Annotated in this window: 9 protein-coding genes; 7 read left to right on the top strand and 2 right to left on the bottom strand. The window is 70.6% G+C overall.

Features of this window, described 5'->3' with window-relative positions:
- Positions 1-194 precede the first annotated feature (194 nt).
- The gene (locus tag WC326_11040) at positions 195-1082 is read left to right on the top strand and encodes a DnaJ domain-containing protein (GenBank protein MFA7331594.1); all 888 of its coding nucleotides are present in this window, start codon (positions 195-197) and stop codon (positions 1080-1082) included.
- 36 nt (positions 1083-1118) lie between these two features.
- Here WC326_11040 and WC326_11035 read toward each other — a convergent pair whose 3' ends face one another.
- Positions 1119-1421, bottom strand: a complete 303-nt coding sequence (locus tag WC326_11035; GenBank protein ID MFA7331593.1) for a hypothetical protein — start codon at positions 1419-1421, stop codon at positions 1119-1121.
- Between the two features lie 176 nt (positions 1422-1597).
- On the opposite strand from WC326_11035, the gene WC326_11030 reads away from it, so the two are divergent.
- The 6 genes from WC326_11030 to lon all read left to right on the top strand — a co-directional run bounded on the left by WC326_11030 (position 1598) and on the right by lon (position 9278).
- Complete coding sequence (locus WC326_11030; protein MFA7331592.1) at positions 1598-3034, top strand: sigma-54 dependent transcriptional regulator; 1437 nt, start codon at positions 1598-1600, stop codon at positions 3032-3034.
- A gap of 74 nt (positions 3035-3108) precedes the next feature.
- Positions 3109-4377, top strand: a complete 1269-nt coding sequence (locus tag WC326_11025) for a response regulator (GenBank protein MFA7331591.1) — start codon at positions 3109-3111, stop codon at positions 4375-4377.
- Positions 4374-5294, top strand: a complete 921-nt coding sequence (locus WC326_11020) for an HDOD domain-containing protein (GenBank protein MFA7331590.1) — start codon at positions 4374-4376, stop codon at positions 5292-5294. The genes WC326_11025 and WC326_11020 overlap by 4 nt, the downstream gene beginning before the upstream one ends.
- Before the next feature lie 82 nt (positions 5295-5376).
- Positions 5377-6345, top strand: coding sequence for a tRNA-dihydrouridine synthase family protein (locus WC326_11015; protein MFA7331589.1), 969 nt, complete (start codon positions 5377-5379; stop codon positions 6343-6345).
- A gap of 120 nt (positions 6346-6465) precedes the next feature.
- Positions 6466-6909 carry an Hsp20/alpha crystallin family protein gene (locus WC326_11010; protein MFA7331588.1) on the top strand — a complete coding sequence of 148 codons (444 nt, stop codon included), beginning with the start codon at positions 6466-6468 and terminating at the stop codon, positions 6907-6909.
- Entirely contained in the window at positions 6906-9278 is a 2373-nt protein-coding gene (gene lon / locus WC326_11005; protein ID MFA7331587.1) for an endopeptidase La, read from the top strand. Before WC326_11010 ends, lon begins: the two co-directional genes overlap by 4 nt.
- A gap of 80 nt (positions 9279-9358) precedes the next feature.
- Here the strand turns inward: lon and WC326_11000 are convergent, their stop codons facing one another.
- Entirely contained in the window at positions 9359-12022 is a 2664-nt protein-coding gene (locus WC326_11000; protein MFA7331586.1) for an ATP-binding protein, read from the bottom strand.
- Positions 12023-12025: the final 3 nt, after the last annotated feature.

Here is a 12025-nt window from a genome sequence, read left to right as displayed (position 1 = left end):
GCCGCGCGGCGCGTTCAGCCGGGCCGGGACCCCCCGGCCCCCGGGAGTGACACCCAGGCGTAGCAGCCTTGCCCCGAAATGCGGCCAAGCCTGCCGCTTACGGCCCGCGGCGCCCGTGCCGGGGCTGAACCCTGCCCCCCCGCTTGCCGATCACTACGTTGCGGCCCGGGCTGATCTCCATCCACGGAAGGACGATGGGCGAACCCTTTCGCGACTACTATCAACTGTTGGGCGTGGAGGCCTTCGCTGGCGCGGAGGAGTTGAAGCGCGCCTGGCATCGGCTGGCCAAGCAGCTCCATCCGGATCGCAATCCGGAGGATCCGCTGGCCGAGCAGCGCTTCAAGCAGGTGCAGGCGGCCTACCGCACCCTGACGGAGCCCGAGTTGCGCGTGCGCTACGACGAGATCTACTCGCGCCGCAGCCGGCGCGCCCGGCCCACCACGCCTCCGCCCAAGCGCGGCCAGACGGACAACCCGGCGGGCCCGCGGCCCGGGATGGGCAGTCCGCCGCCTCCGCCGCCGGAGGAGCGCGCCCGGCCCCGGGAGACCCTGCGGCCCCAGCCCGGCGCGGATCTGCGCATGGTGGTCCAACTGCCGCTGGAGCGCTTCACCGGCGGCGGACGGCTGAGCATCCAGCCGCTGGGCCAGTCGCCCTTCGAACTCACTCTGCCCCTGAACCTGCTGGTGGGCGACGAGCTGGTGGTCCCCGGCCGCGGGGCGCCTGGCCGGCACGGTGGCGCGTCCGGTCGCCTGATCGTGGAGATCCGGCCCCAACTGCCCGAGGGGTGCCGGCTGGAGGGCACGGATCTGGTGCTGGAGCTGGAGCTGGACGCCCTGCTGCTGATGACGGGCGGCACGGCCCTGCTGAAGCATCCCGCCGGCCGGAGCCTGGAATTGCGGCTGCCCGCGGGTGCCCAGGTGGGGCAGCGCCTGCGGTTGCGCGGCCAGGGCCTGCAGGACCGCCAGGGCCGGGGCGATCTGGTGGTGGAAGTGAAGGTGCGGATCCGCCCGGCCACGGGCTTCCGCACCCGGCGGCTGGCGGAGAAGCTGCGGCGGCTGCTGAACGACGGGGCCGAGGACTGAGCCGGCGTATGGCGCCGGCCCCCTGAGCAGGCGGGCTCAGCCGAAGAGCTTACTCGAGAGCGGATAGCGCCGGATGATCCACAAATAGGCCAGGTGGTAGACGGGCCAGATCAGGTTGTAGGCCAGCACTTCCGCCAGCAACCCCAGTCGGTGGCTGCCCGTTCGCAGCTCCACCCACTCGTGCAGCGCCAGTCCCGGGACCATCCAACTGGGGAAGATGTCGGCGATCCAGATCTCGTCGGGTTCGCCCGTGACGCTGTCCACCCCGGGCATGCCGGAGCCCGGCACGCCGTAGCAGTGGAAGCGATAGGGGTTCCAGGCGAACACGCGGATGACCATGAGGCAATGTCGGCAAGCCCGGGCGGCATCTTCAACCGGATTGCGCGCGGAGGGCGCCCTGGCTACATTGATGCGCCGCTTCAGCCCGCCCCGCCGCTCCGGGCGGCGCCCTTCCCGGGGAAGCGGAACAGGCCAGGTCCGAACGACTCCTTTTTCCTGGGAGACCCCCCCCGATCATGACGGCGCCACGCTTGAGCATCCTGGTGGTGGACGACGAGCGCGCCGTGCGCGAAGTGGTCGGCGACCTCCTGCGGGAGATGGGCCACGTCGTGGTCCTGGCCGGGGACGGCGAAGAGGCGCTGCGCAAGCTGGACGAGCAGGATTTCCAGCTGGTGCTCTCCGACGTGCGCATGCCCCGGCTGGACGGCCTGCAACTGCTGGACGCGGTGATCGAGCGCCATCCCGGCACGCGCATCCTGCTGTTCACCGGCTACGGGACCATCCAGGACGCCGTGGCGGCGATCAAGCGCGGCGCCATGGGCTACATCACCAAGCCGGTGGACTTTCCCGCCCTGATGGAGGAGATCACCCGACTGGCCCACGACCTCAGCCTGACCTCCTCGGGCGCCCAGTTGATGAACGAGATGCTGCGCCGGCACCAGGAGGGCCTGCCCCTCAGCCGCAACCGGCGCATGAACAACCTGGTGCAGCTCACGGTGAGCCGGATCGCTGAATCCCAGGCCAGCGTGCTGATCACCGGGGAATCCGGCACGGGCAAGGAGCTGATGGCGGCGCTGATCCACCGCTTCTCGCCGCGCCGGGACGGTCCCTTCGTCAAGCTCAGCGCCGCGGCCATTCCCGAGAGCCTGCTGGAGAGCGAGCTCTTCGGGCACGTCAAGGGCGCCTTCACCGGAGCCGTGCGCGACCGGCGGGGCCGGGTGGCGGAGGCTGACGGCGGCACGCTCTTCCTGGACGAGATCGGCGAGATCCGGCCGGCCCTGCAGGCCAAGCTGCTGCGCGTGCTGCAGGAACGCGAGTTCGAACCCGTGGGCAGCACGCGCACCTGCCGCGTGGACCTGCGCCTGATCACGGCCACCAACCGCGACCTGCCCGCCGAGATCGCCGCCGGCAACTTCCGCCCCGACCTCTACTACCGGCTGAACGTGCTGGACATCCACCTGCCGCCGCTGCGCGAGCGCCGGGAGGATCTGCCCGAATTGGTGGACTTCATCCTGGAGCGTCTCTGCCGCCGGGCGGAGCGTCCGCTGCCCCGGCCCACGGAGGCCCTGCTGGCCCGGCTGGCGGAGCTGGACTGGCCGGGCAACATCCGCGAGCTGGAGAACGTGCTCGAGCGCTGTCTGCTGCTGGGCCGGGACGAGGAACTGGACCTGAGCCACCTGCCCGAGGAGTACCGGCAGAACGCCCGCCCGGGCCGCGTCGTCCCGGGCTCGCTGGCGTCGCTGGCCCAGCTGACCCTGGACGAGGCCCGCGAGCACTTCGAGCACGAACTGCTGCTCCAGGTGCTGGAGGAGGAGTGCGGCAACGTCTCGGCCTGCGCGCGCCGGTTGGGAATTGCCCGGAAGAACTTGCAGATCAAGTTGAAACGCCTGGGCATCGAAGCGCTGGGCTTTCGCGCGGGGCGGGAATCCGGCCGGCCGCTGCCGGAGCGCTGAAGGTCCGCCTCCGGGTTGCCGATACCTCCTGTCGTCCCCTATGTCACCACGCTTGAAGCAGGATCAGATTGACAGTGGCACAAACACGGATCTATCTCATCAGCAGCGACGCCGCCTGGGCGGACCGGATGGCCGGCCTGGTCCACGACGAAGGGCTGGGGAAGGCGATGTTTTTTCCGGTGGGCAAGGGCGCCCTGGCCGCCTACCGCGAGGCGCAGCCCGAAGTGGTGATCTTCGACCTGCGCCAGGAGAGGCGCGACGTCACCGTGGCCCTGACCATGATCCGCGAGATTTTCCCGCGCATGGCGACGGGGGGCGTGGTGGTGATCGGCGCGGCGGACCCGGCGGACCGGGAGTCCCTGCGCCAGGAACGCGAACAACTCAACCGCATCCAACTGGCCGAGTACCTGCCGCGCAACACGCCCGAGGACTTCCTGCTGGAGCGCCTGCACGCCCTCAAGCAGCGGGCGGAGGAATTCCTGCGCCAGGATACACCGGCTCCGGCCCACCGCGAGTCGCCGGAACCCTTCATCCCCGAGGCGCCCGTCGCGCCGCGTCCGGCCCCCGTGCGGACGGCGCCGCCCCCGGCCCCCGGCGAACCCGTTCCCTGTCTGGTGAAGGTGCTGCTCAGCCGCGCGGACCTGCAGGCGAACCTGCTGCAGGACCTGGCGGACCTGGGCGCCGAGCCGCTGGTGGTGGACGACTCGCGCAACGTCGCCGCGCTGGGCGCGCTGCCGGATTTCCTCATCGTGGACGGCGGGAGCGCCGAGCAGCACGCCAGTTTCCTGACCCAGCTGCGCCGCCAGTATCCCGGCTTGCGGATCATCCAGCTGCCCGACGAGGGCGACAAGTCCCTGCGCCGCCTCTCCAAGGACATCAGCGCCCTGCTGACGCCCGCCAGCGCGCCCCACGGCGGGCAGGACCAGGTGGCCCAGGCCATCCGCCGGCGCGTGCTGCCCGACGAGAGTCCGGGAGCGGTGCCCATCCTGCTGCTGGTGGAGGATGAGCAGAACATCCGCGAGCTGACCGCGCACTATCTGCTGTTGCAGGGCTACGAGGTCTACCAGGCCGAGGACGGCCAGGAGGCCATGACGGTCTTCCGGGCGCGCACGCCGGACATGATCCTCAGCGACGTCTACATGCCGCGCATGAACGGATTCAAGCTCCTGCTGGAGGTCAAGAACTGGGCGCCGGACCTGCCCATGCTGATGATGACCGGCTACAGTTCCGCGACCCAGGTGCTCAACACCTCGAAATACCGCAACGTGACCTTCCTGCCCAAACCCTTCCGCTTGAGCGAGCTGGGAGAGCGCATCCGGGCCATGCTGGGAGCGATCCGATGATCGAGAGCCGCAAGCTGGACCACGAGCGCCGCCAGCGGATCCTGGAGCGCATCTCCACGCTGGACACCCTGCCCTCGCTGCCCCGGGTGGTGTCCGAGATGCTGCGCCTGCTGGCGGAGGACGACTACAGCATGGAAGAGCTGATGGAGCTGGTCCAGCAGGATCCGGCCCTGACGGCGCGCGTGCTGAAACTGGCCAACAGCGCCATCTACGGGCGGCCGCGGCAGATCGACAGCCTGCAGCAGGCCATGGTGATCCTGGGCGGCAAGGAGCTGCACCGGCTGGTCACCACCATCTCCGTGATGCGCTCCTTCGACGACATCTTCGCCAAGGACCGCATCCTGGACAAGGAACTCTTCTGGTCGCACTCCGTGGGCACGGGGGAACTCACCCACCGGGTGGCCAGCTACTTCAACCTGGAATTCCGCGGGGTGGACTTCACGGCCGGCCTGCTCCACGACGTGGGCAAGGTGGTGCTGGACCAGCATTTCCACGCCGAGTTCCGGGACTGCCTGGAACTGACCAACCGCCGCGGGCTGCCGCTCTTCGAGGCCGAGACCAAGCTGCTGGGGCTGGATCACGCCGAGGTGGGCGCCGTGCTGGCCGCCAAGTGGGAGCTGCCCGACAGCCTGCGCTCGGCCATCCGCAACCACCACTGCATGGATTCCAAGGACCCCCACGCGCTGCTGGTGGCCTGCGTGCGCCTGGCCAACCACCTGGTGAAGGACGAGGCCATGAGCTGCCTGGGCGAGGACAACCTCTGGCAGATCGAGATGGACCCGGCCTGGCAGATCCTCAGCGAGGCCCGGCACCAGCAGGAGATGCAGGAGCGCACCTCCGCCCTGGAACAGATCCGCGAAGGCATCCAGGCCGCCCGGGACCGCGTGCGCAGCCTGGTGGGCGAGATCACGCGCTGACGTGTTCGTGCCGAACGCCAAGCAACCCAGGGCCGCCCGCGCGGCCCTTCCTCATTCCGGCGGCGGCCTGTTACCTTGGGCCATGCACCCTCCGCTTGTCCTGCGATCCCCCTATCTGCTGGCCCCCATGGCGGGCTTCACCACGTCCGGCGTGCGCCGTCTGCTGCTGGAGCAGGGCGCGGGCGCGGCCAGCACCGGCCTGGTGGACGCCGAGGGTCTGGCCCGTCAATCCCCGGGGAGCCTGCGCCGCGCCGCGCGGGAGGCCGCGCCGGGCCCGCAGATTCTCCAGCTCTTCGCCAACCAGCCCGAGATCCTGAGGCAGGCCGCGGCCCTGGCCGCGCCGCTGGGCTTCCAGGGCGTGGAACTCAACCTGGGTTGTCCGGCCGCGCCGCTGGTGGCCCGGGGCTGCGGCGGGGCGCTGCTGGGCCGTTGGCCCGAGCTGCGCGAGCTGCTCATGGTGCTGCGCGATGCCTCCGGTCTGCCGGCCGGGATCAAGTGCCGCAGCGGCCAGCTGCCCGGCGACGGGCAGTTCCTGATCCTGCACGAACTGGCCGCCGAGGCGGGGCTGGACTGGTTCTGCCTGCATCCGCGCTCGCTGTCGGGGGCCTATGTAGAACAGCCGGACTGGAGCCTGCTGGACCACCTGCCGGCCGGCGGACCGCGGCTCTGGGCCGTGGGCGATCTGCGCACGGCGGCGGAGGCCCAGGCCGCCCTGGCCGCGCACCCGGGCCTCGAGGCCGTGCTGATCGGGCGGGCCGCCCTGACCCTGCCCTGGATCTTCCGCCTCTGCCGGGGCGAGGCGGCCCCGGCCCCGCGGGAAGGGGCCGAGCTGCTGGCCGCGCTGCTGCGCTCGCTGGTGGCGGATCTGGACTGGCAGGAGGCGCGCCGCCTGCTGCCCGGGCTGCTGGGACACCTGGGGCTGCCCGCCGACGAGGCCGCCGCCTTCCGGCTGGCCGACCGGCGCCGGCTGCCCGAGTGGATCGATCTGCTGGAGCGGCAGCTGGCCGAGGGACCGCCGCCGCCCATCACAGGCAATCCCTTCCTGCGCTGATGGCGGGAAGCGCGGGCCGGGATTGAATCTCCGGCCCTTTCACGCCGATCATGATTGCTGCCGCCGGGACGACTCCGCGGCGGGGACGGGTTCCGGACCATCAGCCAGACAGGAGCTGACATGCACGTCTTTGATCGCCGACAATTGGAGCAGATGCGCGGCATGAATCCGGAGCTCGAGCGGAGATTCAAGCAGTTGCTGGCGGGACACGACGAGACCAGCGAGAGCGGCGGCGCCTTCGTGCCGGCCGCCGACGTGGTGATGGGCCGCGGCGAGCTGGTGGTGGTGATGGAACTGGCCGGCCTCAAGCGGGAGGACATCCGCCTGGGCGCCGGCGAGGGCGAACTGGTGATCCAGGGCACGCGCCGCGAGCCGGTGGAGTTCGAGAAGGACCGCTACCTGACCCTCGAGATCCCCGTCGGCGAGTTCGAGCGGCGCATCCAGCTGCCCGCGGGCCTGCTGATGGATCAGGTGGCGGCCCAGTATCGCGACGGCTTCCTGGTGGTCCGCATCCCGCGGCAGGACGGCGGCGTGGTGGACTGGAGCGAGGAGGACGGGCAGTGAGAACCGAGTTGCCGGAAGCCGTGGAGAGCAAGACCCCGGTCGTCATCCCCGAGATCCTGCACCTGTTGCCGGTCACGGACGTGGTGGTCTTCCCGGGCGTGATCCTGCCCCACGTGATCAACGATCCGCGCCAGATCCACGCCGTGCAGGAGGTGCTGCGCGGCGACCGCCTGCTGGCGATCTTCCTCAAGCAGGAGAACGACGAGAACGGCCGCCTGGCCCCGGTGGGCAGCGCGGCCCAGATCCTCAAGATGTTCAGCGTGCCCGACGGCTCGATGGGCCTGCTCCTGCAGGGCGTGGGCCGCCTGAGTTTCCGCGAGGTGGTTTCGCGCAGCCCCAATCTGCTGGTGCGCGTGGAGCGTCACACGGAGGACCTGCGGACCAACGTGCGCACGGAGAGCTACCGCAAGGCCCTGCTCAAGGCCTTCGACGACTACTGCCAACTCAACACCTGGGTGGGCGAGGATTTGCGCCAGTCCCTGCGCTCCGTCAAGGATCTGGGCCGGCTGGCGGACCTGGTCAGCGCCAACCTCAACTTCAGCGTGGAGGATCGCCAGCGCGTGCTGGGCGAGCTCAACGTGGGCGAGCGGGCCAAGACGGCGCTCAAGCTGCTGCGCCGCGAGGTGGAACTGGCCGAGCTCTCGCGCAAGATCCAGGACGACCTGGCCAACGCCATGGACCGCAACCAGAAGGAATACTACCTGCGCGAGCAGCTCAAGGTGATCCGCCACGAGCTGGGCGAGGACGAGGACGCCCAGGTGGAGCTGGAGGAGCTGCGCCGGCGCTTCGCGGCCGAGGACCTGCCCGCGCCCGTGCGCGAGGCCGGCCAGCGCGAGGTGCGCCGGCTGGGCCGGATGAACACGGCCTCCGCCGAGTACGGCGTGGCCCGGACCTACGTGGATTGGCTGGCCCAGTTCCCGTGGAACGAGCGCGACCGTGACCGGCATGACGTGGGCCGCGCCCGGCGCGTGCTGGACCGCGACCACTTCGGCCTGGAGGCGGTCAAGGAGCGGATCCTCGAGTACATCGCCGTGCGCAAGTTGACCGGCGGCGGGCGCAAGAGCCCGATCCTCTGCTTCGTGGGCCCGCCCGGCGTGGGCAAGACCAGCCTGGGCAAGTCCATCGCCGAGTCCCTGGGCCGCCGCTTCGTGCGCCTGGCGCTGGGCGGCGTGCACGACGAGAGCGAGATCCGCGGCCATCGCCGCACCTACGTGGGCTCCATGCCCGGGCGCATCGTGCAGAAGCTGCGCGAGACCGGCTGCATGAACCCGGTCTTCATGCTGGACGAGATCGACAAGCTGGGCGCGGACGTCAAGGGCGACCCCTCCGCCGCGCTGCTGGAAGTGCTGGATCCGGCCCAGAACCACACCTTCGCCGACCACTACCTGGAAGTGCCCGTGGACCTGAGCCAGGTGATGTTCATCGCCACGGCCAATCAGCTGGAGCGGATTCCCAGCCCGCTGCGCGACCGGATGGAGATCATCCAGCTGCCCGGCTACCTGCCCACGGAGAAACTCGAGATCGCCCGGCGCTACCTGGTGCCGCGCCAGCTGGAGGCCTCGGGCCTGGACAAGTCGCAGTTGTCCTTCCAGCCGGAGGGCCTGCGCGTGATCATCGACGAGTATACGCGAGAGGCCGGCGTGCGCCAGCTGGAGCAGCGCGTGGGCTCCGTGGCGCGCAAAGTGGCGCGCCGGGTGGCCGAGGGCGAGGCGCTGCGCCTGCGCGCGGGTCGCGCCACGGTGCGCGAACTGCTGGGCAACAAGCGCATCCTGCCCGAGACGGCCAACCGGGCCCCGGAGATCGGCGTGGCCACGGGCATGGCCTGGACGCCCTTCGGCGGCGCGCTGATGTTCATCGAGGCCACGGCCATGCCGGGCAACGGCGGGCTGCGCCTGACGGGCAGCCTGGGCGAAGTGATGCGCGAATCCGGCGAGATCGCGCTCAGCTTCATCCGCAGCCACGCCGACGAACTGGGCGTGCCCGCGGACTTCAACCGCGGCACGGACCTGCACCTGCATTTCCCCGAGGGCTCCACGCCCAAGGACGGACCTTCGGCGGGCGTGGCCATCGCGGCCTGCCTGGTCAGCCTGCTCAGCGGGCGGCCGCTGCGCCACGACGTGGCCATGACCGGCGAGCTGAGCCTGCGCGGCAAGGTGCTGCCCATCGGCGGCCTGCGCGAGAAGGTGATGGCCGCGCATCGCGCGGGGATCCGCGTGATCCTGGCGCCGCGGGACAACTTGAAGGACGTGGAGGAGATCCCGGAGGAGATCCGCGCGGAGCTGGAGATCCACGGCCTGGACCGCGTGGAACAGGCTCTGGAACTGGTGCTGCTGCCTGCGGCGGACGCCAGGGCCGGCCGGCAGCGCTGAGGCCGGGCGAACGGACACGACACGAAACGGGCGGCCTGGGCCGCCCGTTTGCTTTGCAGGAGGAGCGCCGGTCCGGGGGATCAGCGCAGGGCCTCGGCCACCAGCGTGGACAGCGAGGCGATGGAGAAGGGTTTCTCGATGAAGCCCTTTACGCCGGGCAGCTCGAGCAACCCGCCCTGTTGGGAGCGCGTGTAGCCCGAGCAGAAGATCACGTGCGGATCCGGCCGGAGGCCGCGCAGCTCCTGGAGCAGCTCCACGCCGGACATGCCGGGCATCAGCACGTCCAGGAAGTACAGGTCGGCCGCGGCGGGCTCGTGTCTCACGGCCTCCAGGACCTCCTGCCCGGTCTCGAAGGTCCGCACCTTGTAATGCAGGCTCTCCAGGATGCGGCGCAGCATGTCGCGCAGCACGGGGTCGTCGTCCACCACCCAGATCTGCGCCGTGGGGGAATCGCCGGCGCGCCGGGCGGGCGTGCTGGACTCGGCTCCCTCCGCCCGCGGGATCGGGAAGTGCAGGCGGATGCGCGTGCCGAAGCCCACCCGGGACTGGATCTCCACCCGGCCGCCGTGGCGCTGGAGGATGGCGTAGACCATGGCCAGGCCCAGGCCGCTGCCCTGGCCCTTGGCCTTGGTGGTGAAGAAGGGATCGAAGACCCGGGGCAGCATGTCCTCGGGGATGCCCGCCCCCGTGTCCTGGATCTCGAATTCCAGCCAGGGTCCGCCCACGGCCGCCTCCCCGCCGCCCGGGCCCTCGGCCTCCAGGTGGCGCAGCCGCGTGCGCACGCTGATCACGCCGCTCTCGCCCGTGGCGTCCACGGCGTTGAGCAGCACGTTGAGCAGCGCCTGGCCCACCTGCAGCGGGTCGGCCAGGATCCGCGGCAGGCCCGCGGTGAACTCCTCCTCCAGCCGCACGCCCGGCTTGAGGCCGCGCCGGAACAGGTCCAGGGTCTGGGTCACCACCGGATTGGGATCGATCAGCTCCAGCGTGTCGTTGTCGCGCCGGGCGAAGCCCAGCAGCTGGCGCGTGAGCTGGGCGGCCATCCCCACGGAGCGCTCGATGGTGTCCAGCGGCTCGTCCGCCTCGGGGTGGCGCTCCAACTGGCGGCGCAGGAACTGGGTGTTGCCCAGGATGCCCGAGAGGATGTTGTTGAAGTCGTGCGCCAGTCCGCTGGCCAGGCTGCCCACCGAGTCCATCTTCTGGGACTGGATGAGCTGGTTGCGCAGGGCGCGGCGCTCGCTGACGTCCTCCAGCAGGAAGACCACGTCCGTCAACACGCCGGCCTGGTTGCTCACGGGCACGGTGGTGGCGGAGATGTGCCTGATGGTGGAATCGTCGAACAGCGAGGGCGGCAGGGCCAGCTCCTCGATGCGTCCGCTCTCCCGGCGCAGGGTCTGGATCCAGAGGGCATGCAGCTCGGGAATGTCCCGCAGGAGCCGGTTGAACACGTGCTCCCCGCGAACCTCCCCGTCCGGCAGGCCCAGCAGGCGCGCGAAGACCGGGTTGTGGTGACGCACCCGGCCACCGGGCTCGAGGATCACCAGCCCCACCGGCAGCTGGGCCAGCAGGTTCTCCAGGAAGACCAGGCGGCCCTGGTTCTCCAGCTCCAGCCGCCGCCGATCCGTGTCGTCCGCCAGGCTGCCCTCGATGGCCTCGCCTCCGGGCGTGTGGCTGGCGGAGATGCGGAGCTCCAGCATGCGGCCGTCCGTGCTCAGCGTGGTGGCGTGGGCCTCCACCACCGAACCGTCCCGGCTCAACTGCTCCAGGAAGGCCTGGCAGGCCCGCTCGCTGCCCCAGATCCGGCGCGAATCCACCGGATCCTCGGGCCCCAGGCCCAGCACGCGCCGCAGGTAGGGGTTGGCAGCCTCCACCACCCCGTCCAGGCTGAGGCGGAACAGGCCGATGCCCGCGTTCTCCACCAGCGAGCGGTAGCGCGCTTCGGAGTCGGCGATGCGCCGCACCAGCTCGACCTGGGCCAGCAGGGCCGCGGCCTGACCGGCCAGGATGCTGATGATCTCCAGGTCGCTTTCGGAGAAGGGCCGCTCCAGCGGACGCGTGATGGTGATGGCGCCCAGCACGCGGTCCCCGGCGCTGAGCGGCACGCTCATCAGGACTTCGCTGACCTCTTCCGGCGTGCCCGGCACCTGGACCACCAGCTCGCTGCTCTCGGGATCGTTGACGATGGCCGCGCGGCCGGTCTGCACCACGTGGCCCGTCAGACCCGTGCCCAGCGGGATCTCGAAAGTCATGGTGACGTCCGAGTAGTTGGGGTCGTCGGTGAAGAGCGGGATCAGGCGGTCGCCGTCCGCGTGCAGGCCGTAGATGGTGGTGTCGTTGGCGGCCACCAGGTTGTGGCTGGCCCGGGTGATCTCCTGCATGATCTGCTGGATGTCGGAGGCGCCGGCCATCTTGCGCGAGATGTCCAGCACGGTCTGCAGCCGCTCGGCCAGTTCCCGGCTGTCCGGGCGGCCGCGCTCCTCCATCCGCACCAGCAGGTCGTCGCCCTCCGCTAGCACGGTGCAGTTCACGTCCAGCGGGCCGCTGTCCCGCAGGAGCTGGCAGAGTTGGAGCTCCCCGGCGTGGGGCGGCGGCTGCAGCAGCGTCGCGACGTCCAGTCCGGCGAGCTCCTCGGCCCCGCGGCCGATCAGCTCGTGAAAGCGCGGGCTGGACAGGGTGACGCGCCCGGACTTCAGCAGCAGGACGGCTTGTCCGCCCCGCAGAATCGCCTCGTGAAGCAGGTTGCCCACAGC

The organism is Candidatus Delongbacteria bacterium (assembly GCA_041675285.1).
Taxonomy (GTDB): Bacteria; CAIWAD01; CAIWAD01; order CAIWAD01; family CAIWAD01; genus CAIWAD01.
Note: the sequence above shows the minus strand (reverse complement) of the source record. Positions and strands in the feature narration are given on the sequence as shown.

Bases quoted from the DNA above. Each gene is read 5' to 3' on its own strand.
- WC326_11040 (MFA7331594.1), top strand. From the start codon at position 195: ATGGGCGAACCCTTTCGCGACTACTATCAACTGTTGGGCGTGGAGGCC.
- WC326_11035 (MFA7331593.1), bottom strand. From the start codon at position 1,421: ATGGTCATCCGCGTGTTCGCCTGGAACCCCTATCGCTTCCACTGCTAC.
- WC326_11030 (MFA7331592.1), top strand. From the start codon at position 1,598: ATGACGGCGCCACGCTTGAGCATCCTGGTGGTGGACGACGAGCGCGCC.
- WC326_11020 (MFA7331590.1), top strand. From the start codon at position 4,374: ATGATCGAGAGCCGCAAGCTGGACCACGAGCGCCGCCAGCGGATCCTG.
- WC326_11015 (MFA7331589.1), top strand. From the start codon at position 5,377: ATGCACCCTCCGCTTGTCCTGCGATCCCCCTATCTGCTGGCCCCCATG.
- WC326_11010 (MFA7331588.1), top strand. From the start codon at position 6,466: ATGCACGTCTTTGATCGCCGACAATTGGAGCAGATGCGCGGCATGAAT.